The organism is Advenella mandrilli (genome assembly GCF_016595155.1).
GTDB classification, from domain to species: domain Bacteria; phylum Pseudomonadota; class Gammaproteobacteria; order Burkholderiales; family Burkholderiaceae_B; genus Advenella; species Advenella mandrilli.
Genome location: NZ_JAENGP010000003.1, coordinates 150191 through 173644, shown reverse-complemented (window position 1 = coordinate 173644; position 23454 = coordinate 150191). Strand labels below are relative to the sequence as shown.

17 protein-coding genes are annotated in these 23454 nt (G+C 52.6%); 13 read left to right on the top strand and 4 right to left on the bottom strand.

Features of this window, described 5'->3' with window-relative positions; translation table 11 throughout:
• Positions 1–2: 2 nt before the first annotated feature.
• A complete protein-coding gene (gene queA / locus JHL22_RS03880; RefSeq protein WP_200233997.1) occupies positions 3–1061 on the bottom strand; it encodes a tRNA preQ1(34) S-adenosylmethionine ribosyltransferase-isomerase QueA in 1059 nt (352 codons plus the stop codon).
• 190 nt (positions 1062–1251) lie between these two features.
• On the opposite strand from queA, the gene upp reads away from it, so the two are divergent.
• The 4 genes from upp (at position 1252) to JHL22_RS03860 (ending at position 3185) form a co-directional block, all read left to right on the top strand.
• On the top strand, positions 1252–1887 hold the full coding sequence (upp, locus tag JHL22_RS03875; RefSeq protein ID WP_200233995.1) for a uracil phosphoribosyltransferase: 636 nt from the start codon (positions 1252–1254) through the stop codon (positions 1885–1887).
• Between the two features lie 165 nt (positions 1888–2052).
• Positions 2053–2370: an ElaB/YgaM/YqjD family protein gene (locus JHL22_RS03870; protein WP_200233993.1), complete on the top strand. Its 318-nt coding sequence runs from the start codon at positions 2053–2055 to the stop codon at positions 2368–2370.
• A 21-nt stretch (positions 2371–2391) separates the two neighbouring features.
• Positions 2392–2784: a phage holin family protein gene (locus tag JHL22_RS03865; protein ID WP_200233991.1), complete on the top strand. Its 393-nt coding sequence runs from the start codon at positions 2392–2394 to the stop codon at positions 2782–2784.
• Positions 2781–3185: a hypothetical protein gene (locus tag JHL22_RS03860; protein WP_200233989.1), complete on the top strand. Its 405-nt coding sequence runs from the start codon at positions 2781–2783 to the stop codon at positions 3183–3185. The genes JHL22_RS03865 and JHL22_RS03860 overlap by 4 nt, the downstream gene beginning before the upstream one ends.
• On the opposite strand, the gene ubiD is transcribed toward JHL22_RS03860, so the two are convergent.
• Positions 3142–4686, bottom strand: a complete 1545-nt coding sequence (gene ubiD / locus JHL22_RS03855; RefSeq protein ID WP_200234303.1) for a 4-hydroxy-3-polyprenylbenzoate decarboxylase — start codon at positions 4684–4686, stop codon at positions 3142–3144. The genes JHL22_RS03860 and ubiD overlap by 44 nt on opposite strands.
• Positions 4687–4851: 165 nt before the next feature.
• Here ubiD and JHL22_RS03850 point away from each other — a divergent pair, with 165 nt between their 5' ends.
• A complete protein-coding gene (locus tag JHL22_RS03850) occupies positions 4852–5706 on the top strand; it encodes a lytic transglycosylase domain-containing protein (protein ID WP_200233988.1) in 855 nt (284 codons plus the stop codon).
• Here the strand turns inward: JHL22_RS03850 and JHL22_RS03845 are convergent.
• Positions 5677–6879 (bottom strand): pyridoxal phosphate-dependent aminotransferase, encoded by a 1203-nt coding sequence (locus tag JHL22_RS03845; protein WP_200233986.1) that lies wholly within the window; start codon positions 6877–6879, stop codon positions 5677–5679. The two genes, JHL22_RS03850 and JHL22_RS03845, sit on opposite strands and share 30 nt — an antisense overlap.
• Positions 6880–7049: 170 nt before the next feature.
• Here JHL22_RS03845 and JHL22_RS03840 point away from each other — a divergent pair, with 170 nt between their 5' ends.
• The 4 genes from JHL22_RS03840 (at position 7050) to JHL22_RS03825 (ending at position 12116) form a co-directional block, all read left to right on the top strand.
• Positions 7050–7961: a hypothetical protein gene (locus tag JHL22_RS03840; protein WP_200233984.1), complete on the top strand. Its 912-nt coding sequence runs from the start codon at positions 7050–7052 to the stop codon at positions 7959–7961.
• Positions 7962–8132: 171 nt separating this feature from the next.
• The gene (locus JHL22_RS03835) at positions 8133–10439 is read left to right on the top strand and encodes an NADP-dependent malic enzyme (protein WP_200233981.1); all 2307 of its coding nucleotides are present in this window, start codon (positions 8133–8135) and stop codon (positions 10437–10439) included.
• Positions 10402–11646, top strand: coding sequence for a patatin-like phospholipase family protein (locus tag JHL22_RS03830; RefSeq protein ID WP_200233979.1), 1245 nt, complete (start codon positions 10402–10404; stop codon positions 11644–11646). Before JHL22_RS03835 ends, JHL22_RS03830 begins: the two co-directional genes overlap by 38 nt.
• Positions 11643–12116 (top strand): barstar family protein, encoded by a 474-nt coding sequence (locus JHL22_RS03825; RefSeq protein ID WP_200233974.1) that lies wholly within the window; start codon positions 11643–11645, stop codon positions 12114–12116. The genes JHL22_RS03830 and JHL22_RS03825 overlap by 4 nt, the downstream gene beginning before the upstream one ends.
• 55 nt (positions 12117–12171) lie before the next feature.
• Here the strand turns inward: JHL22_RS03825 and JHL22_RS03820 are convergent, their stop codons facing one another.
• Entirely contained in the window at positions 12172–12909 is a 738-nt protein-coding gene (locus JHL22_RS03820; protein WP_200233973.1) for a 16S rRNA (uracil(1498)-N(3))-methyltransferase, read from the bottom strand.
• Between the two features lie 197 nt (positions 12910–13106).
• On the opposite strand from JHL22_RS03820, the gene tkt reads away from it, so the two are divergent.
• The 4 genes from tkt to JHL22_RS03800 all read left to right on the top strand — a co-directional run bounded on the left by tkt (position 13107) and on the right by JHL22_RS03800 (position 23454).
• Entirely contained in the window at positions 13107–15161 is a 2055-nt protein-coding gene (gene tkt / locus JHL22_RS03815; protein WP_200233972.1) for a transketolase, read from the top strand.
• A gap of 16 nt (positions 15162–15177) precedes the next feature.
• Positions 15178–16188 carry a type I glyceraldehyde-3-phosphate dehydrogenase gene (gap, locus tag JHL22_RS03810; protein WP_200233971.1) on the top strand — a complete coding sequence of 337 codons (1011 nt, stop codon included), beginning with the start codon at positions 15178–15180 and terminating at the stop codon, positions 16186–16188.
• 87 nt (positions 16189–16275) lie between these two features.
• Positions 16276–17475, top strand: a complete 1200-nt coding sequence (locus JHL22_RS03805; RefSeq protein ID WP_200233966.1) for a phosphoglycerate kinase — start codon at positions 16276–16278, stop codon at positions 17473–17475.
• 117 nt (positions 17476–17592) lie between these two features.
• Positions 17593–23454 (top strand): alpha-2-macroglobulin family protein, encoded by a 5862-nt coding sequence (locus JHL22_RS03800; protein WP_200233965.1) that lies wholly within the window; start codon positions 17593–17595, stop codon positions 23452–23454.

Genomic DNA, 23454 nt, shown 5'->3' with positions numbered 1-23454 from the left:
GTTCAGGCGCGGGGCGCGATGAACATGGCGTCGCCATAGCTGAAAAAACGGTATTGTTGACCGATGGCATGTTGATAGGCTTTGCGCATGGTGTCAAGGCCGCACAGTGCCGAAACCAGCATGAGCAGGGTGGACTGGGGCAAATGAAAGTTGGTCAGGAGCCCGTCGATGACCTGGAATTCGTAGCCTGGGGTAATGAACAGGCGGGTATCGTCAGAATGGGCAAGCGGACATTTTGGTCCGGCAAGGCCGCCTTGACGGGCGGCCGATTCCAGTGCCCGCACGCTGGTGGTGCCTACGGCAATGACGCGTCCGCCTTTGGCGCGGGTTTGTAAAATGGCATTTACGGTTTCCTGTCCAACGGTATACCATTCGGCATGCATAATGTGGTCTTTGAGTTGTTCTGCCCGCACCGGCTGAAAGGTGCCCGCGCCCACGTGCAGGGTCACAAAAGCAGTGTTAATGCCTGCTGCTTTTATTTGCTGTAGCAGCGCATCATCAAAATGCAGGCCCGCGGTCGGGGCGGCTACCGCGCCGGGCTCCTGGGCGTATACCGTTTGGTATCGCTGGTCATCGGAGGCATCGGCATCGTGCTGGATATACGGTGGCAAGGGTGTGGCGCCGTATTGATCCAGCAAGTCCAGCACATGGCTGGGGAAGCGAAGATCAAACAACTCACCCTCGCGGCCCAGCACTTCCGCCTCGAAGGCATTTTCAAACACCAGACGGGTACCTGCCTTGGGTGATTTGCTGGATTTGATATGGGCCAGGGCACGGGTGGGCTCGGTAATGCGCTCGATTAAGGCTTCTATTTTGCCCCCGCTTTGTTTTTGTCCGTGCAGGCGTGCCTTGATGACCTTGGTGTTGTTAAAAACAAGCAGGTCGTTGGGTTTTAGCAAATTTACGATATCGGCAAAGGCAAGGTCGTGTAACTGGTCCTGCGGGTCGATATGCAACAGGCGGCTTTGCCCGCGAGAGGCTGGGGGTGTCTGGGCGATAAGCGCTTGTGGCAACTCATAATTGAAGTCGGCAACAGTGAGCGTATTGTTGGTCTGATACATGAAAACAGCAAAGGTAATTGGAAAAATATCGGAGGGCGTATTATCATTTCGGCATGGTTGTTGCCGGGGAAAGGGTTATTATAAAGCCAGTTTAATCCTGTGCCATTGAAATGAATGGATCAGGTAAGTTATGCCCATTCCCAATGCTGGCAAACTGACTATATTGTATTGTGAATCCATCGGAGAAATTATGGCCATCCACGAGATCCGGCACCCCCTTATCAGACATAAATTGGGCATTATGCGCAGTGTAGAGCTGAGTACAAAAAGTTTTCGCGAACTGGCCCAGGAAATTTCAGCATTGCTCACCTATGAGGCCACTAAAGACTTTCCGCTTGAAAATACCACCATCAAGGGGTGGTGCGGTAATGTTGTGGTAGAAAAAATCGCCGGCAAGAAAGTAACCGTGGTGCCCATTTTGCGTGCCGGTATTGGCATGCTCGAAGGGGTACTGACACTGGTGCCTGGCGCCAAGGTGAGTGCGGTTGGGATTGCCCGCAATGAAGAAACTCTTGAAGCCGCGACCTATCTGAAAAAACTGGTGGATGACCTGGATCAGCGAATTGCCCTGATTATCGACCCCATGTTGGCCACTGGCGGTTCTATGGTGGCAACCATCGACATGCTGAAGGCGGCTGGTTGCCGTGAAATACGTGCCTTGGTATTGGTGGCGGCCCCTGTGGGGATTGAAAAGGTGCTCAGCCTGCATCCTGATGTGGATATTTACACGGCTTCGGTTGATGAGGGCCTGAATGAAAACGGTTATATCATTCCCGGGCTGGGTGATGCCGGCGACCGGATTTTTGGCACCCGGCAGAAAGATTAAGACATAGTTTGCCAGCCCCGGTTTTTGTGACGCAGCGATTACACTGTTGCGTTATATTCATACAATGATGTAATTGGCTGTCATGTTTTTTTATGTTTTATTATAGGGTGGTTTCCTAAAATCATATATGATGTTCTGAATCCCCTTAATTTTTGGAGAAAGCAAATGGCGACACGAAAAAGTCTGGAGCAAACCGAAGAGCAGTTGTTGGAAACCCTGCGCAAAAGTATTGAAGATGCAGAAGCTTTGCTGAAGGAAGCCGCGGGTGTGGGAGAAGAAAAAGCGCATGAATTAAGGGCCAGGGCGATGGGGGCGATTCACCGGGCGACCGATACCTTCAAGGAAACCCAGGAAAAAGCCATTGTCCAAAGCAAGGAAGCAGCACGGGTTACCGATGAATACGTTCACGAAAACCCATGGCGCTCTATTGGCATGGTGGGCCTGGCTGGTTTGTTGCTGGGCGTTATTATTGGCCGTCGTTAAGGTTTAAAGGGTACCGCTTTTATGACCGTCAGGCATGATCTGAAGAATGCGGTTGGTAGCCTTTTTAAAGTTGCTGCCACCCGTATGGAGTTGTTCGGACTTGAACTGGCCGAAGAAAAAGAACGTATGCTGGGCATGCTGTGGTTGAGCATGTTTGGCTTTGTTTTTTTTCTGTTGGCCCTCATGAGCGCAACGGTATTGGTTGGCCTGTATTTTTGGGGTACCGAATACCGTTTTGTTGTGTTGCTGGGGTTGGTGTTGTTTCATGCCCTGGCTGCATTGGCCTGCTTTTTCTATGTCCGCTCCCGCCTCATCAGGAAACAGCTGCCGTTTGCCGCTACCGTTAACGCCTTGCAAGAAGATGCGAGCTTTATGAACCGGCAAACACCTGCTGTCAAAAAGGATCGCCCATGAACCGGAAAGAGCGTGAGCTGCATAAACAGTTGCTGGTTGCCCGCATAGAGGTTGAGCGGGAAATTGCCAGCCTGAGTTTCAGAAAGCTGGGCCTGTCGGCGTCGCCGCGGGCACTTAAACAGCAATTCTTGCAAAGTGGCACCTTGGGCCTGTCCCGTTTTACGGGTATCCCTTCTACCGTATTTGATTATCTTCAAAAGCACCCCCGCCTTAGCCTGCTGGTTGGCCGGTTCTTGCTGCGCTCCAGCAAAACCCGTTCAAAGGTGCTTAAGCCCGTGGTGCTGGCGGCGGTTTCTTGGTTTGTTTACAATAAATTTCAGGGCCGGGAAAGCGAAGTGCCTTCCCGTCAGCCGGTTACTACAAACCCAGATCCTTCCACAGAGAATCCACCCGGGTTTTAACGCTGGCATCCATTTTAATGGGGGTGCCCCATTCACGCTGGGTTTCGCCGGGCCATTTGTTGGTGGCATCCAGCCCCATCTTGCCGCCCAGACCAGAAACCGGAGAGGCAAAGTCCAGGTAATCAATGGGGGTGTTTTCCACCAGTAGCGTATCCCGTACCGGGTCCATCCGGGTGGTCATGGCCCAAATGACTTCTTTCCAGTCGCGGGTGTCAATATCGTCATCTACCACAATAATAAACTTGGTATACATGAACTGGCGCAAAATGCTCCAGACGCCAAACATGACGCGTTTGGCATGGCCAGCGTATTGTTTGCGAATGGAAACCACCGCCAGTCGATAACTGCAGCCTTCCGGGGGCAGGTAAAAATCGACGATTTCAGGCAGTTGCTTCTTGAGAAGGGGAACAAATACCTCGTTCAGGGCAACTCCCAGCACAGCGGGTTCATCGGGGGGTTTACCGGTATAGGTGGAGTGATAAATGGGGTTTTTGCGCATGGTAATGCGTTCAACCGTAAAGACCGGGAACCAGTCCTGCTCGTTGTAATAGCCGGTATGGTCGCCATAGGGACCTTCCAGCGCCATTTCATAAGCAGACTGTTTAGGGGGCGTCATGCCCTCGGGAACCGAGGGAGCCAGGGCCCGTGGATCGGATGAGGGAAGGATATGCCCTTCAAGCACGATTTCGGCCGAGGCCGGAATGGATAAATCACTGCCAATGGCCTTGACCAGCTCGGTGCGGGAACCTCGCAGCAGGCCAGCAAACTGGTATTCGGACAGGCTGTCGGGAACAGGCGTGACGGCGCCCAGGATGGTGGCGGGGTCTGCCCCTAGCGCCACGGCAATGGGAAACGGCTTGCCGGGATTGGCCAGGGCAAAATCACGAAAATCAAGGGCGCCGCCACGATGTGACAGCCAGCGCATGATAAGTTTATTGCGGCCAAGGAGTTGCTGGCGGTAAATGCCCAGGTTCTGGCGCTTGGCAAGCGGGCCTTTGGTAATGACCAGGCCCCAGGTAATCAGGGGGGCAATATCGCCCGGCCAGCAGGTCTGGATAGGCAGCCGGTTAAGGTCAACATCATCGCCTTCAAAAATAATTTCCTGGCAGGGGGCGTGGCGATGCATTTTGGGTGCCATGTCCCAAAGTGCGGATTTGAGCATGGAAACCTTGCCAAAAGCGTCTTTCAGGCTTTTGGGTGCCTCGGGTTCACGCAGGGTAGCCAGTAATTCACCTATTTCCTTAAGGGCACTGGTGCTGTCTGCCCCCATGCCCCAGGCAACCCGCTGGGGCGTGCCAAACAGGTTGGCAAGAACCGGGATATCAGACGTCTGGCCATTGTGCATGGCATTTTTAAAAAGCAGGGCAGGCCCTTCCTTGCGTAAGACGCGGTCGCTGATTTCCGTCATTTCAAGATGGGTGGAAACCGGCGTTTGAATGGATTTCAGGTTGTTCAGTTTGTCGAGCTGACTGAGGAAGTCGCGCAGGTCACGGTATTTCAATTTATTCGACCTATCAAGATTGGATAAAGAAGCTTCATTATAGGGTATCTGGTGGCTGTCGGTGTGGCTGTTCATCGGGTTTGGCAACCTGGTAGGCCTGATATTTTATGCATGTATGAATTTTCGGGTTATATTCAGGGTTTACCCTTTTGTTGGCAATAAAAGATGGCTTTATTTGATATTGGTCCGGAAACCCGACAGCTTCGTCAGGGCGTGGTTTCTTTTGCGCATGAATTTATTCGTTTAATGCTCATGTATCTGGGGATTGTCGCGATGGTGCTGGTGGCGGCCATATTCATTTTGCCGGCAGCGCAAGACCGTTTCCTGCAGGTGCGGCTGGCCGTGCTGGATGCGCTTGAACCCGATAACTCCATGGTGTCCGAGCAGGACTTCCTGAGTTTGTTCGCGGTGAATGATCAATATGGGCGCTCCCGGGAGGCGGTTTCAGCGTCTGTCATAAGCGGGGAAGAAGCAGCGACTGAAAAGGGGTTTTTTGCCAACCTGACGATTGACCAGCCGCAGTTCAGTCTACCGGGCGTGTCGGCACACCAGGCGCAGTTATTGAGGGATTACATTGCGCGTAAATTCAAGGTGGCCCGCAATGTGACCGGCTCGCTGATTCTGACTGTTTATGAAACGGCCCGAGAAAAAGACCTTGATCCCTTGCTGGTATTGGGCGTTATTGCGATTGAGTCACGTTATAACCCTTTTGCCGAGAGTCATGTCGGCGCACAGGGGCTGATGCAGGTGCTGACCCGGGTGCATGCCGAAAAATTTGACGAGTTTTATGGCGGCAAATTGTCAGCCCTGAATCCGGTGGCCAATGTCCGGGTAGGAACCCGGATTTTGCGTGACTGTATCAAACGTAGGGGCTCGGTAGATGGTGGGCTGGCCTGTTACGTTGGGGCAACCGGCCCCAATGGGGGAAGCGGTTATGCCGCAAGGGTTCAGGCCGAGCGCAAACGTATTGCGCTTGAATCGGGGATCCCATTAGGAAAGAACCTGGGGCAGTTCTATTGATTTTTTGTTGGCCTGTTTTTGCAGGAAAGGTTCCAGACGGGCAATCGCCTCTTTTAACCGGTCCAGGCCGGTGGCATAAGAAATGCGAATCATGCGGCTGGCATGCTCTGGCCCAAAATCAAGCCCTGGAATTACCACGACACCGGCTTCGTTCAGCAGATCCTGGGCAAATTTCTCGCTGTCATCAGCGTAATAACTGATATCGGCATAAATGTAGAAAGCGCCATCGGGTGCCACCGGTACGTTCAGTTTCAGCCGTTCAAGTTCTGGCAGCAGGTAATCTCGGCGTTCCTTAAAGGCCAGCCGGCGTTTTTCGTAAATCGCCATGGCTTCGTCGGTAAAGCAGGTAATAGCGGCATGCTGGGCCAGGGTCGGAGGGCAAATGCACAGGCTGCTGGCCAGTTTTTCTACGGCCGGCACAATGTCTTCAGGAACGATCATCCAGCCCAGACGCCAGCCTGTCATATGAAAATATTTTGAAAAGCTGTTAATCACGATAATGTCGGGGTCGATAGCCAGGGCTGAAACCGGATCGTGGTCATAGCTCAGGCCAAGATAAATTTCATCCATGATCACCAGGCCCTTGCGCTCTTTAACCACCTTAAGAATTTTTTTCAGTTCTTCATTGTCCACAGAGGTGCCGGTGGGGTTGCTGGGTGAGGCAATCAGGATGCCACGGGTGTTGCTGTTCCAGTTGGCAATGATTTTTTCTGCCGATAGCTGAAACCGTTCTTCTGCGGTGCAGGGAATCAGGCGGGGCTTGGCACCGGCACAAATAATAAAGTTGCTGTTGGCCGGATAGGCCGGGTCTGGCATGAGGATTTCATCGCCGGGATTAAGCGTGCTTAAACAGGCTAGGGACAGGGCGCCTGAAGCGCCCGAGGTGATAATGACCTGTTCGGGGTTGACGCTGGCGCCAAACCTTTTTTTGTAATAATTGGCGATTTCCGCCCGTAGTGGCGCAATGCCCAGCGCCGGGCTGTAACCGCTCAAGCCGGCCTCTGCCGCATGGTTAAGGGTTTCAACAACAATGGCGGGTGCGGTAAAATCGGGCTCACCAATTCCAAGACTGATAATATCCTGTCCCTGCTCTTTCAGTTTTTGGGCTGTTTTGGTAACTTCCACAGCCTGAAAAGTCAGGGCTTCTTCAATTCGGTTGGCAATACGTGACATTGTAAGCTCGGCAGCAAAAAATAAAACAGCAGACACAAGCCGAAAAAAGGGGATTCGGCTGAATATAATAATGGATTGTAGTTTGTGGACGGCGTTCCGTCATTCACATCCGTGCTAAAGCACTTAAAATGTGCAAGTTTGTTTAATTGTTTTCAGGTGGCAATGTCATTATGACTATGAATCGTCGTGCGTTTTTGAGTTTTGGCAAAAAAGCGGTTAGCCAGAGCCCATGGCAAAATTTCTGTCAGCGGGTGGCCCGCTCTGTCAAGGGAAAAATCCGGGATGAGGGTGAGCTTGAAGGCTATGGCGCCGCTTCGGTAACGATCAGCCGGCTTGCCGATGCACTGCATTTACAGGCGTTGTGTGCGGAATATGATACGGCAATGGTGCTGGAGGGTGTTTCCGTGCGGGATAATGTCATTGGCCGTTCATGTTTAAACGTCAGGCTTGAGTCATCCCTGTCGCAGGTGGAGCCAATGGGAGAGAATGCTTGTCTGGCCCAGCCGGCGGCTACCGCCGGGCAACTGCTGGCGCTGGGCTACCGGCAATTCGAACAGGTGCCGGCCGATGTGACACTGGCCCATTGGTTGGCCAGCCCACAATACCATGATGTCAGACCCGGCTATACCCATACATCGGGCCTGGAGCGGATTCATGTCATGTTTGCCGATGGCAAAACCGCAGTCCTGGGTGGTTTTGGCGTTAATGATGAATCTCCGCTTGCCATTCCAACTTTGCAAAGAATCATTCCCAATCTGTTTGAGCTTTTGCGTGAAGATGATGTCGAGTGGAGCCTTGGCCTGGCATGCTGGCCTTTTTCGTACCGGCTGGACGCCCTCAAGGCGCTTCATGCGGATATCAATTTGGCCCGCCTGTTTTTGGGACACCAGGCAACACTGGTCTGGGCCCAGGAAATGGTTATTCGTAAAATGCCCGAGGCACCGGCAGTCACGCCGGGCATGGTCATGCCTAGCGAGCAAGAGCGGGAGCGGCTGGTCCATTCGATTACGCATGTGGAAGGCAGGGTCAAGGGATTGTTTGATCCCTCCGGCGTGTTTCTGTATTTGGACGAGTGCCTTTGAGGGGGTGTCTTTGAACGTGCCCGAAAGGGCTGCCAAGGTGTCTTTACAGCACAGGTGCATCATCTTTATGAAATAGGCACAGAAAATAAATGAATCATCGTGCATTTCCGTTGTATTTTTCGTATCATAGAGCACTTAATACTCATACACTCGTCAGTACAGGATTCAAAAATGGATGAAAGTTTACGCGCCGCCGCTTTGGAATATCATAAAAAAGGCCGTCCGGGCAAAATCTCCGTAACGCCGACCAAACAATTATCAAACCAGCGAGATCTGGCGCTGGCTTATTCACCTGGCGTGGCGGCTGCCTGTGATGAAATTGTCAGCAACCCTGCCAATGCGATTCAATATACCGCCCGTGGCAACCTGGTTGGCGTGATTACCAATGGTACTGCCGTGCTGGGGTTGGGTAATATTGGCCCCCTGGCCTCTAAGCCCGTCATGGAAGGCAAGGCGGTCCTGTTCAAGAAATTTGCCGGTATTGATGTTTTTGATATTGAAATCAACGAGAACGATCCCGATAAGCTGGTAGAGATTATTGCCGGCCTTGAACCCACTTTTGGCGGCATCAACCTTGAGGATATCAAGGCGCCCGAATGCTTTCTGGTCGAGAGAAAACTGCGCGAACGCATGAAAATCCCGGTTTTTCATGATGATCAGCATGGTACTGCCATTACTGTTGCCTCGGCCTTCCTGAACGGGTTGAAGGTGGTTGGCAAAGATATCAAAGCCATTAAACTGGTCACGTCCGGTGCCGGGGCCGCAGCACTTGCCTGCCTTGATTTATTGGTTGACCTGGGCCTGCCGGTTGAAAATATCTGGGTTTCCGACATTGAAGGCGTGGTTTACAAAGGCCGCAAAGAATTAATGGATCCGGCCAAAGAGCGTTTCGCACAAGAAACCCCGTTGCGCAAACTGGGCGAAATCATGGAAGGTGCGGATGCTTTTCTGGGTCTGTCCGCTGGCGGTGTGCTGAAACCCGAAATGCTGCTGAAAATGAAGCATAACCCGCTTATTCTTGCGCTGGCCAACCCAAGTCCCGAAATCCTGCCCGAAGACGCGCATGCGGTCCGTGATGATGTGGTGATGGCAACCGGTCGCTCCGACTATCCTAACCAGGTTAACAACGTACTTTGCTTCCCCTATATTTTCAGGGGGGCGCTTGATGTGGGCGCCACCACGATTACCCGTGGCATGGAAAAAGCGGTGGTGCATGCCATTTGCAAGCTGGCTGAAGAAGAACCCAACGATATCGTGGCTGCCGCCTATGGTGGTAACCAGCTTGATTTTGGCCCCGGATATCTTATTCCCAAGCCTTTTGATCCTCGCCTGATTGTCAGGATTGCCCCTGCCGTGGCCAAGGCGGCCATGGAAGACGGGGTGGCCACCCGTCCCATTGAAGACCTGGGTGTCTATGCCGAGCAGTTGCAGCAGTTTGTCTATCATTCCGGCTCTTTCATGAAGCCCATGTTCTCGCTGGCTCGTTCATATGTTCGTGACGGTGGCAAAACCCGCATCGTGTTTACCGAGGGTGAAGATGAACGTGTGTTGCGTGCGGCACAGGTTCTGATCGACGAAAAAATCTGCCGGCCCATCCTGGTTGGTCGTCCTGCCATTCTTGAAAACCGCATTCGCAAATTTGGCCTGCGGATTCGTCTTGGCGAAGATGTCGATGTCACCAACTCTGAAAATGACCCCCGTTTCAAACATTACTGGATGAACTATTGGGAAATGATGAGTCGCAAAGGGGTAACCCAGGAGTTTGCCCGGGTTGAAATGCGCCGTCGTTTAACCCTGATTGGCGCCATGATGATCAAGCTGGGTGATGCCGATGGCATGATTTGCGGTACGGTGGGTACCTACGCCAATCACCTGCGCCTGGTTGATCAGGTCATTGGCAAGGCACCGGGTGTCACGACTTACGGTGCCATGAATATCCTGCTCATGTCAGAGCGCACGGTAGCCGTGGCCGATACCCATGTGAATGCCGATCCCACTGCGGCTGAAATTGCTGAAATTACACGGATGGCCGCCGAAGAGATGCGTCATTTGCAAATTGAGCCCAAGGTTGCCTTGTTGTCCAGTTCCAACTTTGGCACCGATAACCCAATGTCCGGCGCCAAGATGCGTGAAGCCCTGGGCATCATTCGTGAGCACGAAACCAACCTGGAAATTGACGGTGAAATGCACGCAGATGCGGCGCTTGATGAAGATGTCCGCAAGCGGATCCTGCCATCAAGCACCCTGACAGGCAGTGCCAATCTGTTGATTTGTCCCAATGTGGATGCGGGTAATATTGCTTATAACCTGCTTAAAACATGTGCCGGGGGTAACGTGGCGGTTGGGCCATTCCTGCTCGGGGTCAATGCGCCCGTTCATATCCTTACAGCCAGCTCGACAGTGCGTCGCATTGTCAATATGGCGGCATTGACGGTGGTAGATGCCAATACACCCAGAAAGAAATTCACCGGCCTCTGATCATGCCGCCTCGCGCCGGGAAGCACCTGTTGGATTGGTGTTTACCGGTGGCGGAGCCAAGGCTGCTTACCAGGTTGGGGTGCTTTGGGCTTTGCTTGACATCCTTGACCCCAACCGCAGCCCCCGCTTTCGTAATCCGTTTCAGATTATTTGCGGCTCTTCTGCCGGGGCAATCAATGCCACAGGATATGCCTGCCGGGCAGCCTTTCCACATGCCTCGGTCAGGCGCCTGCGTCATATCTGGAGCAATATCAAAACCAGTCAGGTGTATCGTTCCGATCCGGCAGGGGTTTTTGGCAGCGCAACCCGCTGGCTGTCCCTGCTCATGTTTGGTTGGGCCAGCCCGTTTATCAGGGCACAAAGCCCCAAGTCTTTACTTGATAATCGGCCTTTGGCGCATTTGCTGAACCGGTTCATGCATTTTAACAACCTTGCCCATAATCTTGACAATCATGACCTGTCTGCCTTGGCTATTACAGCAACCAGTTACACAACGGGCTCTCATTTAACGTTTTACCAGTCTAAACATACCATGCAGGAATGGCAGGGGGTCAGGCGAAAATCAGTGTCCTGTGATATTAACCTGAATCATTTAATGGCATCCAGCGCTATTCCGTTTGTTTTCCCCGCGCAATGCCTGCCTGTCCAGACGCATACCGAGTGGTGTGGCGATGGTTCCATGCGGCAGTTGGCGCCTATTAGTCCGGCCATTCACTTGGGCGCGGAAAAAGTGGTGGTGATCAGCACGACCGATCACAACACTCAGGAACAGGTCTCTTTAGACCACTGTTCAGATAATTATCCAACCCTGGCCCAGCTGGGTGGGCATGCCCTGTCTGATATTTTTGTCGATGGCCTTTCTATTGATCTGGAACGTATTCACCGTATTAACTCCCTGTTAAAGGTGATTCCCAAAGAAAGTGATTTCAGGCCGGCCTTGAAAACCATTAATGTGCTTACATTAAGTCCAAGCAAATCTATTGACGAAATCGCCATGATGTATTTAAATTGCATGCCGCAGACCGTACGAGCATTTTTGCGCGTCCTTGGCGTCTCTTCCAAAGGTGGCGTTCATACGGGAAGTATTGTTGCTTCTCACTTATTATTTGAGGCGGATTTCACAACAGAGTTGATAAATCTCGCTTATGTAGATACGATGCAGCGAATAGACGAAATTAAGGCGTTTTTTAATGAGGGCGCATCATGAGTAAAAAATCAGAAAGTACGTTAAAGACGATCCTGTCTTCTGGCGGAGAAATCAAGGCTGACGCACACAAGCTGGAAGAGGTTGCGGCCTTGGCTGAGGAAATGGGCCTGACATTTTATGCCGCCGATTGTGACAAGGCCAGAAATCGATCCGCCATTTTAAGGGCATTGTCAAAGGCCGTTGATTACCCGGTTTTCTTTGGCAATAATATGGATGCCTTGCTGGACTGTCTGGGAGAAACCCTGCTTGAACAGAAAAAAGGTATGGTGCTCTGGATTGAAAATCTGCATTCGGGAGATCCATCTCTGGTCGCCGATACGCAAGATATCCTGGGTATCCTGAATGATACGCTTGAGTATGCCACCGATAAAGAACGGGTTTTTGTGTATGCCATAGAACATGTTGGCAAGCATTCCGATCCGGAGCCCGGTGTGGCGCCTGCCCCTTATGCCGAAAGCCAGAGCAAGTAAAAGCCAGGCAAACCGGCAGGAAACGGCTCCGCCGGTTGGGTTTGTCGGGCTGCGCTCACACCCAGTCCATTAATGCCGTGCAGGCTGCCGTTAGCGCGAGGCCAGCCGTTTCTGTACGCAAGATCCTTGATCCATAAGTAATCTGGCGGGCGCCATTTTTTATGAGTAAATCAAGCTCCCTGTCAGACCAACCTCCTTCGGGGCCCACAATCAGGCAGATTTCCCTAGCATCCGCGTGTGCTTTTAGGTAAGAGGCAAAGTCTGTTCCACCTTCCGGGTGACACAGCAGTTTGTGATCCAGGTGGGCATGGTCGGCTACAAACCGGGCCAGTGTTTGCAGGGGTTCTATTTGCAATATCCGGTTCCTGCCGCATTGTTCACCAGCTGAAATGGCCACTTTTTTCCAGTGATCCTGGCGTTTCTCAAGACGATTGCCGGTTAAGTTCAGCACACTGCGTTCAGCCTGGACAGGAATCAGATGCGGTACACCCAATTCGCTGGCTTTTTCAATAATCCAGTCCATTTTATCGCCCGATGGCAAGCCCTGAACCAGGGTGATTTTGCCTTTGAGCTCATGTTCTTGCGCATTGAAGTGCTTGATATGGGCCATGGCCTTGCCGTTTGTGAATAACAGTTCAGCATGGTATTGCCCCTGTTTGCCGTCAAACAGGATGATGTCGTCGCCTTCTCGCAGGCGTAGCGCTCGCGAGGCATGATGGGCGACATTGTCGGGCAGTGCGATGGTTTGGTTAACGGGTAAGGGGATGGGACAATAAAACCGGGGAGTAGCCATTGAAAATAAACAGTATGAATAAACAGGTTAATCCTGATTGACAGAGGCAGGCCACAAGCCTGAGCGTAAATTTTTCCCTGCAGGCAAGGCAATTGCATGGATAAATTTTACTTTATACAGGCAGTCGGCAAAGTGCAAGGTTTAGAGTGCTAAAATTATAGGTTATTGAAAAAATTTGTTCGCGAGATAGGACACTCATGAAGAATACTGCCACAAGCAATAATCCGCCACTTCTTTCAAATGCAATCCGTGCACTTGCCATGGATGCCGTTCAAAAGGCAAATTCCGGTCACCCCGGTGCCCCCATGGGGATGGCGGAAATTGCACAGGCTTTATGGACACGTCATTTGCGTCATAATCCGCAAAATCCGGCCTGGTTTGACCGTGACCGCTTCGTGCTGTCCAATGGTCATGGTTCCATGCTGTTATATGCCTTGTTGCACCTTACCGGCTATGACCTTTCCATAGAAGAGCTCAAAAACTTCCGCCAGCTGCACTCCCAAACACCGGGACACCCCGAAGTGGGTATTACCGCTGGTGTCGAAACCACCACCGGTCCCCTTGGACAAGGCATTGCCAACGCGGTTGGTTTTGCCCTTGCAGAGCGTCTGCTGGCCGGGGAATTTAATAAGCCCGGGCTGCCTGTTATTGACCACTTCACCTATACGTTTGTAGGTGATGGCTGTCTGATGGAAGGCATTTCCCACGAAGTGGCTTCATTGGCCGGCACACTCAAGCTTTCCCGTTTAATCGTCCTGTACGATGACAATGGCATTTCTATCGATGGTCAGGTACAAAACTGGTTTGCCGATGACACCCCCAAACGCTTTGAAGCCTATGGCTGGAATGTGATTCGTGATGTTGACGGCCACGATGTAGACGCCGTTGACCGTGCCATTGCACAGGCTAAAGAAGCCGCGTTGGGCGGCAATGCCGGCCCCACCCTTATCTGCTGCAAGACGGTCATTGGTAAAGGGGCACCCAATATGGCCGGCTCTGAAAAGGTGCATGGCTCACCCCTGGGCGCCACCGAGATCGAGGCAACCCGTGCCGCGATTGGCTGGGATCTGCCTGCCTTTGAAATCTCTGATGCGGTTTACCAAGGCTGGAGCCAGGTAGAGCGTGGCATTCAGTTGCAAGACGAATGGCAAACACGTTTTGACCGCTACACACAAGAATACCCAGAGCAAGCCAAAGAACTGGCGCGCCGCATGAATGGCGAACTGCCGGCTGGTTTCGCCGATCAATTCAATGCTTACTTGCAAGAGACAGTAAATAAAGCAGAAACGGTTGCCTCACGCAAAGCGTCCCAGTTTGCCATTGCCGCCCTGGCAGAAATCCTGCCCGAATTTCTGGGTGGCTCGGCCGACCTGACCGGTTCCAACTTTACCGACTGGAAAGGGGTTGCACCGGTTCGTGCCACTGGCAATGGCCTGCAGTTTGGCCGCCATATCAATTATGGTGTACGTGAATTTGGCATGGCCGGTATCATGAACGGTATTGCCCTGCATGGTGGTTACCTGCCATTTGGCGGTACTTTCCTGACTTTTTCCGATTACTCCCGCAATGCGATTCGCATGGCCGCGCTCATGAAGCAGCGTGTGGTGCATGTTTTCACGCATGACTCTATTGGTCTGGGTGAAGATGGCCCCACCCACCAGTCTGTCGAGCATGCCGCCAGCCTGCGCCTGATTCCCAATCTGGATGTCTGGCGTCCTTGCGATACGGTGGAAACCGCTATTGCCTGGAAATCTGCGGTCAGCCGCCCAGCCAGCCTGGGTAGCAACGTGCAAAATGGCGGCCCCAGTGCCTTGCTGTTGTCGCGCCAAAACCTGCCTTTTGTGGCGCGTACACCAGAAGTACTGGCCAATATTGAAAAAGGTGGTTATATATTGCGCGATGCAGATCAGGCAAAGGCGGTCATTATTGCCACCGGCTCTGAAATTGAAATTGCGCTAAAAGCCCAGGAAGCCCTGGCCAGTGAAAATATTCCGGTGCGTGTGGTTTCCATGCCCAGTACCAATGTCTTTGACCGCCAGTCAAAAGAGTGGAAAGATACCGTGTTGCCAAAAGCGTTGCCATGTGTGGCCGTAGAGGCAGGCGTGTCTTCCATCTGGTATAAATATACCGGACGTGACGGCGCTGTAGTGGGTATTGATACCTACGGAGAGTCGGCCCCTGCTGGCGTTTTATTCAAGTATTTTGGCCTGACTTCCGAAAAAGTGGCCGACGCTGTCAAACAAGTTTTATAAACCAGGAGAGAATGTAATGACCATTCGTGTTGCAATCAATGGATACGGTCGTATCGGCCGCAACGTATTACGTGCCCACTACGAAAGTGGCAAATCACATGATATTGAAATCGTCGCCATCAATGACTTGGGTGACCCTAAAACCAACGCCCATTTAACCCAGTATGACACCGCCCACGGCAAGTTCCCTGGTACGGTTACGGTTGATGGCGATTACATGGTGGTTAACGGCGATAAAATCCGTGTGCTGGCAAACCGCAACCCGGCAGAATTGCCATGGGGCGAGCTTAACGTTGACGTGGTGCTGGAATGTACCGGTTTTTTCACCAGCAAAGAAAAAGCCAATGCCCACCTGCAAGGTGGTGCCAAAAAAGTTATCATTTCAGCGCCTGGCGGTAAAGATGTTGACGCAACCATCGTATATGGTGTTAACCACCAGGTCCTGAAAGCGACCGATACCGTTATTTCAAACGCATCCTGCACTACCAACTGCCTGGCTCCGCTGGTTCAGCCACTGCATGCTGCCCTGGGTCTTGAAACCGGTTTGATGACCACCGTTCATGCTTACACCAATGACCAGGTTTTAACCGACGTTTACCACGAAGACTTGCGTCGTGCCCGTTCTGCCACCATGAGTATGATCCCCACCAAAACCGGTGCTGCGGCTGCCGTTGGTCTGGTATTGCCCGAACTGAATGGCAAACTGGATGGCTATGCCATTCGCGTTCCCACCATCAACGTTTCCATGGTAGACCTGTCTTTCATCGCCAGCCGTGAAACCACGGTTGAAGAAGTCAACGCTATCCTGAAAACCGCCTCCGAAGGTGCCCTGAAAGGCATTCTGGATTACAACGAAGCACCGTTGGTTTCCATCGACTTCAACCATAATCCGGCATCCAGCTCATTTGATGCGACCTTAACCAAAGTTTCTGGCAAACTGGTTAAAGTGGCCTCCTGGTACGACAACGAGTGGGGTTTCTCCAATCGTATGCTTGATACCACGGTTGCCTTAATGAACGCCAAATAATCAGTTCATTCAGCAATTCACGAAAAACGGCATCCGGTTCCTTAAGATGCCGTTTTTCCTTATCACCATCAATTTTCTTAAATCATAATGCTAAACGTTCAAACGCTTTCTGCACTGGCCAAGTCGGATCAACTCAAGGGTAAACGTGTGTTTATCCGTTCCGATTTAAATGTCCCCCTTAATGATCAAGGTACGATTACCGAAGACACCCGTATCCGGGCTTCGGTTCCTGCCATTAAATTGGCGCTGGAAGCCGGTGCTGCCGTATTGGTCACTTCCCATCTGGGGCGTCCCGTTGAAGGCACCCTGACCGATAAAGACAGCCTGGCACCAGTGGCCGCCCGTTTGTCAGAATTACTGGGCCAGCCGGTTGAGCTGGTTCAAAACTGGGTGGATGGCGGCTTTGAAGTAGCACCCGGCCAAGTTGTGTTGCTGGAAAATTGCCGCGTTAATGTGGGCGAGAAAAAAAATGACGAAGCACTGTCCCGCAAAATGGCCGCGCTTTGTGATGTTTATGTTAATGATGCATTTGGTACGGCTCACCGTGCCGAAGCCACTACGCACGGCATGGCCCGGTTTGCACCGGTGGTGTGTGCCGGCCCACTTCTAGAGGCTGAACTGGCCGCTTTGGGACGTGTATTGCAAAACCCCAAGCGCCCAATGGTTGCCATTGTGGGTGGCTCCAAGGTATCCAGCAAATTGTCTATCTTGCAAGCCCTGGCCGAGCGTGTAGACCAGCTGGTGGTAGGTGGCGGTATTGCCAATACCTTCATGTTGGCCAGTGGCCTGAATATTGGCAAGTCCCTGGCCGAACCCGATCAGGCCGACCAGGCCAAAACCGTGATTGATATCATGGCCAAGCGCGGTGCCGATGTCCCCATTCCGGTTGATGTGGTTTGTGGCAAATCTTTTTCTGCCGATACGCCCGCCACTGAAAAGGCCGCTACCCAGGTTGCCGATGACGACATGATTTTTGATATTGGCGAGCAAACTGCCGATACCCTGGCTGACATCCTGAAAAATGCCGGTACCATCGTCTGGAACGGTCCGGTGGGTGTGTTTGAGTTTGACGCTTTTGCCAATGGTACGAAAAAAATTGCCCAGGCGATTGCCGAGTCGGAAGGCTTTTCGATTGCCGGTGGTGGCGACACCCTGGCCGCGATTGCCAAGTTTGGCATTGCTGACAAGGTGGGCTATATCTCTACCGGTGGCGGTGCCTTCCTTGAGTTTTTAGAAGGCAAGACATTGCCTGCCGTTGATATCCTGCAACAACGCTTTGCCCAATAATTTTTTACCAACCAGGTAAAACTTTATTACATTTCAAACTGGTGCCATAATAACGGTTCAGAATAGAACGTAAAAATATGGCATCAGCAGATGCCCTTAAAGATAGGGGTAGGGGAAATGTATAAAAGGCATTTTTTGTCCTTGGGGCTTGCCTTGCTGGCCGGCACGGCTTGCGCGGTGCAGGCGGCACAAATAGAGTCATTAATACCCACCGGGCGAATTAATGAAGTCAGCAGTGTCAAGGCACGTTTCAGTGAGCCGGTTATTCGTCTTGGACGTGCAGACAGCCCCAATCCCCTGTTGGTTGACTGCGATCATCCCACCCTGACAGGCCATGGCAAATGGAGCGATCCTTCCAATTGGTCTTATGATTTCGAAGGCAGGGTGCCTTCCGGTGTTACCTGCACCATCACCCCTAATGCCGGTTTTCGCGACCTGCAAGGCAAGGCCGTACAGTCAAACCCCCAATATACTTTCAATACGGGCGGTCCCCGGGTGGATTATGCCGTTCCCTACGGTGACCAGGTCGACGAAGACCAGGCCTTTGTGATTAATTTCACGGCACCGGTCAATCCCCAGTCCCTGGCCCAGAAAGCCGTTTGCACGGTAACCGGTTATGGTGAGCAAATTCCGGTGCGGGTATTTGGCCAACAAGAAAAACAGGATTTGCTAAAGCAATCCATGGATTATCTGTCAGACCGTGCGGGGCAGGTTGAGGTGGTGCAATGCAGCCGGCGCTTGCCCGCCAGTGGCAAAATGCAGTTGTTTATTGATAAAGGTCTTGAAGGCGTGGGAGGCCTGTTATCCGAGCTGCCTTATACGCGCAATTACGAGGTTAGGGAACCATTTAAAATCAGTTTCAGCTGCCTGCGCGAAAACCAGAATGCGGGCTGCATGCCCGTCAAACCGGTTACCCTAAGCTTTAGTGCACCGGTTCCGCTTGAGCAGGCCAAGGCGATTAAACTTGAGGTGGATGGCCACATTCATTCTCCTGCCTGGCAAGATGAAACGCCCGATAATCTGGTGGAAAGCGTCCGGTTTGCACCTCCGTTCCCGGAAAATGCGGCAATGCGTATCGTATTGCCTGCGGATTTTCGGGATGATGCGGGTAGGGAGCTGGGCAATGCCAGTCAGTTTCCCCTGAAAAGCGCTTTTGGGCGCACGCCACCGCTGGTGAAATTTGCCTCATCCACCTTTGGTATTATAGAAAAGCATGCCGAAACCGAACCCGGCCAATCACTGAAAGAGCAACCCGCCCTGGTCCCCTTGACGGTGCGCAATGTAGAAAGCCATTTGCAGGCAGGTGATCACTTCATTTCTCCGGGACAGGTTAGTGATTTTGTACCGCAAACTGACCAGGATGTGCTTAACTGGTTTCATCGCGTGCGCCGTCTGGAAGACGTCCGTTACAGTCCTGCCAATATCCGGGCCATCATGAATGACCAGGCCATTGACTGGAACCGGGAAGATCCAAAAACAGAGGTGGACACCCGTTCGGTTTCCATGCTTTCCAATCATGAAAATGTCACCACAATTAATTTGCCAGCTTCTGGTAACAATAACGAGCGTGATTTTGAAGTAATCGGCTTACCTTTGCAGCAAACCGGCTTTCATGTGCTTGAAGTCAAGTCCGGCCATTTGGGGCAGTCTTTACTGAAAGACCGCAATCCCATGTATGTGCGAACCTCTGTATTGCTCACCAACCTGGGGGTACACGTTAAAAAGGGCAAAGATGACTTCCTGGTTTGGGTTACCACGCTGGATGATGCCAAACCGGTGCCCAATGCACAGGTAAATGTGCTGGCCTGCGACGGGCAGGTGGTGGCGGGTGGCCAAACCGCTGAAAACGGCATTTGGCATTTGCGCAAGGCCATTAAAGGCAAGGATTACTGTGAAAGCAATGGCATGAGCGGTTATTTCGTGTCGGTCCGTATTCCTGACACCCACCCCATGGCTAATGGGACATCTGATTACTCCTTTGCCTTCACCAGCTGGGACCGGGGCATTGAGCCCTGGCGTTTTAATGTGCCAATGGGCTATAGCAGCGATCTGGCAGACCTTAAAACTCACACAGTATTTGACCGCAGCCTGTTCCGGGCCGGTGAAACCGTGTCCATGAAGCATTTTATCCGTACCGAAACCCGTGATGGTTTTGGCTTGCCCGCGGCCGAACGCCAGCCCAAACAGCTGACTATTTCGCATATAGGTTCATCCGACAGTTATGAAATCCCGGTTGAGTGGCAGCCAAGCCCCAGTGGTGGTTTAAGTGCCACCATCAGCTGGGCCATTCCAAAATCGGCCAAACTGGGAGAATACGAAGCCCGGTTTGACAGTGTGGGAAGCGATTATTTTGCAGGGGAAAATTTCCGGGTGGAGAGTTTTAAACTGCCACTACTCACAGGCAGCCTGAAAATTATCCAGCCTGGCCAAGAGGGTGCCGCTATTGTTGCGCCGCATGAGCTAGATCTGGACCTGCAGCTTAATTACATTGCCGGGGGGGCAGCGGGACAGTTACCTGTTGCGATTTCCGCCATGGCACGGGATCGCTCGGTTCATTTTGCCGATTACAGCGATTTTTCTTTTGAACCGCCATACAGTGAACAGGATGAAGAGGAATATGGGCAGCCTGATTCTGCGGTGAGGCTGTTTGTAGATAAAAAACAGTTGGTGCTGGATGGCAAAGGTGGGGCACGCATAAAGATTGAGCCTGTGCCAGAGGTAAAACAAGCCAAAACCTTTACCTTTGAAGCCAGCTTCATGGATCCGAATGGTGAAATCCAAACCCTGAGCCAGCAAGTGTCGGCATGGCCAGCTAATATCGTGGCGGGTATTCGTACCGGCTACTATCTTGAAAAGGGCAAAAATGCCAAAATTACCGCGCTGGCCTTGACGCCGGCTGGCAAACCGCTTGGGCAAACCCCTGTTCAGGTCCAGGCCGTTAAATATACCTCCCATACCGTACGCAAACGTTTGGTGGGCGGGTTCTACAGTTACGACACGCAGCGCGTAAGCCAGGATATGGGGACGGTTTGTGAAGGCCGCACCAATCATGAAGGCCGGCTTGAATGCGATATTGCCCTGACGGAAACCGGGCGTGTCAGCCTGGTTGCCCAAGTCCGGGATGAACAGGGGAACCTGTCCCAGGCAGAATCCTCGGTGTGGGTTGTTGGGCAGGAAGAACTCTGGTTTGCCGGTGAGAATAATGACCGCATTGATATTATCCCCGAGCGCAAAGAATACGCGGCCGGTGAGCAGGCGCGGTTCCAGGTAAGAATGCCATTTCGGCAGGCAACCGCACTGCTGGCCGTCGAGCGCGAAGGGGTGCTGGAAGCCAGGGTGGTGGAAATTGATGGCAAAGATCCAACTGTTACGCTGGATATCAAACCCGAATGGGGGCCCAATGTTTATGTATCCGTACTGGCTGTGCGCGGGCGTGTCAGGCATTCACCTGGGTTGTCCCTGTTCAACTGGGGTAAAGATACCGAAGAAGTGGCCGCGCCTACGGCCATGATTGACCTGGCCAAGCCGGCCTTCCGCTTTGGCTTGACCGATATCCGGGTCCAAAGCCCGGCACACAAGATTAATATCCAGCTAACGTCCAACAAAGAGCAGTACAAAATCCGTGAAACTGCCCAGGCTAGCATTAAGGCCGTTCTGCCCGATGGCCGTCCAGCGGCAGGAGCCACCGTGGCGGTTGCCGTGGTGGATCAGGCCCTGCTTGAGCTGGCCGATAACCCCAGCTGGAAATTGCTACAGGGCATGATGGGCATCCGGCCTTACAGCGTTGAAACAGCGACGGCCCAACTGGAGATTATCGGGAGACGGCATTATGGCCGTAAAGCCCTGCCACCGGGCGGTGGTGGGGGTATTGGCGCCCCTACCCGCGAGTTACTTGATACCCTGTTGCTCTGGAAACCCAATGTGCTGCTGGATGAACAGGGGCAGGCCACGGTTGATATTCCACTAAACGATGTGATCTCCCGTTTTAAAGTGGTGGTGGTCGCTGATCATGGCGTGCAACGGTTTGGTGACGAGGCCGTTTTCATTAATACGACGCAGGATTTGCAAATTATTTCAGGCTTGCCACAGGTGGTGCGAGAGGGGGATCGTTATCAGGCTATGGTAACGGTACGCAATTCCAGTGCCCGGGATATGAAAACCAGAGTACAGGCCAGTTTTACCGGTACGGCGGTGGCACCCCAGTCATTGCCGGCACAAGATATCGAACTGGCGGCGGGTCGCTCAGGGCAATTAAGCTGGGAAGTACAGGTGCCTACCTCAGGCTCTATTCTTGACCGGCAAAAACTAAGCTGGACCTTGCGGGTAGCCGAAACCGGCACCGGTGATGCGCTGGACCAATTGCGTTTTACGCAGGAGGTATCGCCGGCAACGCCTGTCACCGTGCGCCAGGCAGCATTGTTATCGGTGACGCCTGAAGTGCCGCTTAATGACTTGTCGTTGCAAGTGCCACCCGAGTCGCTGCAAAAAGCGGGCCGCTTGATAGGTGGCGTGCAGGTTCAGCTGCAGCCCACGCTGGCTGGCGGGCTGCAGAATGTGCGCAAATGGTTCAACAACTATCCTTACACTTGCCTTGAACAGGTTTCTTCCATTGCCGTTGGCTTGAGCAGTCCCGAGAAATGGAATGCCATTATGGAGCAATTGCCGTCTTATCTGGATCAGGATGGCCTGGCCATGTATTTCCCCAGCGCTGTCCTGAGTGGTGATGCGGTGTTAACCGCGTACCTGGTTTCCATGGCTGATGAAGCTCAAAAACAGGGTATTGTAAATGGCATTCCCGAGGCCTACCGGGAACGCATGCTTGACGGCTTGCACAATTATGTATTGGGCAAATTGCGCCGCCATTCCTGGGCACCCGCCAATGATAATGTAGAGCGCCGGTTGCTTGCGCTTGAAGCGCTTTCCCGATACGGTCGGGTAACGCCTTCCCTGTTGGCATCGGTCAAACTGGATACCCAGAATTGGTCAACCGCTGCGCTCATCGACTGGATGAATATTGTTACCCGTGTCAAGGGTATTCCCAATCGCAGCCAGATGCTGGAGCGGATTCGTCATGCATTGGTCGCGCGCATGGATCGCCAGGGAACTGCCATGGTGTTTGCCGATACCGATCGCAATTCCTCCTGGTGGCTGATGCTGAACCCCGAGGCGAATATGGGCAAGCTGCTACTGGCTGCCATGAGTCACAAGGCGTGGGAAAACGATATTCCCCATATGTTGCAGGGCCTGCTGCAAATGCAGCAAAAAGGCGCATGGTCAACTACCACCGCTAACTTGTGGGGGACCCTGGCCGTGGGGCAGTTTGCTCGGCAGTTTGAAAAAACACCAGCTCAGGGCAGCGTCACCATGACGTTGGTGCCGCAAACCGGAGAAACCCAAACCTGGGAGAACATGAGCCTAAACCAGAAAGTGTTGTCACCGTGGGTGGGTACCGGTATGGAGTCCCTGTCTTTGGATAAACAGGGGCAGGGCCGGGTATGGGCAACCGTTAGTGCGCTGGCAGCCGTGCCGGTTACCCAGCCGGCTTATGCGGGTTACGTGATAGAAAAAACCATAGAACCGGTCAGCCGGGCTTTGGCCACACAATGGACCCAGGGGGATGTGTATCGGGTCAGGCTGCTGGTCAAGGCCAAGTCGGCCATGAACTGGGTGATTGTTTCTGACCCGGTGCCTGCCGGTGCCACGATTCTTGGCAGTGGTTTGGGTCGTGATTCACTAATCAGCACGGTTGGTGAACAAAATGACGGCTGGAATGGCCCCAGTTTTGTTGAACGCTACCCCGATGTTTACCGTGCTTACTACCAATATCTGCCAGCCGGAGAATCGGTGGTGGAATATACCGTGCGTCTGAATACCCCTGGCCAGTACGTGTTGCCACCCACGCGTGTGGAAGCCATGTATGCGCCCAATGTTTATGGGGAATTGCCGAATATGGCTGGCTTTGAGGTGAAAGGGCCATAA

Excerpts from the sequence above, each read along its gene's own strand:
- queA (WP_200233997.1), bottom strand. The coding sequence starts at position 1,061 with ATGTATCAGACCAACAATACGCTCACTGTTGCCGACTTCAATTATGAG.
- upp (WP_200233995.1), top strand. The coding sequence starts at position 1,252 with ATGGCCATCCACGAGATCCGGCACCCCCTTATCAGACATAAATTGGGC.
- JHL22_RS03870 (WP_200233993.1), top strand. The coding sequence starts at position 2,053 with ATGGCGACACGAAAAAGTCTGGAGCAAACCGAAGAGCAGTTGTTGGAA.
- JHL22_RS03865 (WP_200233991.1), top strand. The coding sequence starts at position 2,392 with ATGACCGTCAGGCATGATCTGAAGAATGCGGTTGGTAGCCTTTTTAAA.
- JHL22_RS03860 (WP_200233989.1), top strand. The coding sequence starts at position 2,781 with ATGAACCGGAAAGAGCGTGAGCTGCATAAACAGTTGCTGGTTGCCCGC.
- JHL22_RS03850 (WP_200233988.1), top strand. The coding sequence starts at position 4,852 with ATGGCTTTATTTGATATTGGTCCGGAAACCCGACAGCTTCGTCAGGGC.
- JHL22_RS03845 (WP_200233986.1), bottom strand. The coding sequence starts at position 6,879 with ATGTCACGTATTGCCAACCGAATTGAAGAAGCCCTGACTTTTCAGGCT.
- JHL22_RS03840 (WP_200233984.1), top strand. The coding sequence starts at position 7,050 with ATGACTATGAATCGTCGTGCGTTTTTGAGTTTTGGCAAAAAAGCGGTT.
- JHL22_RS03835 (WP_200233981.1), top strand. The coding sequence starts at position 8,133 with ATGGATGAAAGTTTACGCGCCGCCGCTTTGGAATATCATAAAAAAGGC.
- JHL22_RS03830 (WP_200233979.1), top strand. The coding sequence starts at position 10,402 with ATGCCAATACACCCAGAAAGAAATTCACCGGCCTCTGATCATGCCGCC.
- JHL22_RS03825 (WP_200233974.1), top strand. The coding sequence starts at position 11,643 with ATGAGTAAAAAATCAGAAAGTACGTTAAAGACGATCCTGTCTTCTGGC.
- JHL22_RS03820 (WP_200233973.1), bottom strand. The coding sequence starts at position 12,909 with ATGGCTACTCCCCGGTTTTATTGTCCCATCCCCTTACCCGTTAACCAA.
- tkt (WP_200233972.1), top strand. The coding sequence starts at position 13,107 with ATGAAGAATACTGCCACAAGCAATAATCCGCCACTTCTTTCAAATGCA.
- gap (WP_200233971.1), top strand. The coding sequence starts at position 15,178 with ATGACCATTCGTGTTGCAATCAATGGATACGGTCGTATCGGCCGCAAC.
- JHL22_RS03805 (WP_200233966.1), top strand. The coding sequence starts at position 16,276 with ATGCTAAACGTTCAAACGCTTTCTGCACTGGCCAAGTCGGATCAACTC.
- JHL22_RS03800 (WP_200233965.1), top strand. The coding sequence starts at position 17,593 with ATGTATAAAAGGCATTTTTTGTCCTTGGGGCTTGCCTTGCTGGCCGGC.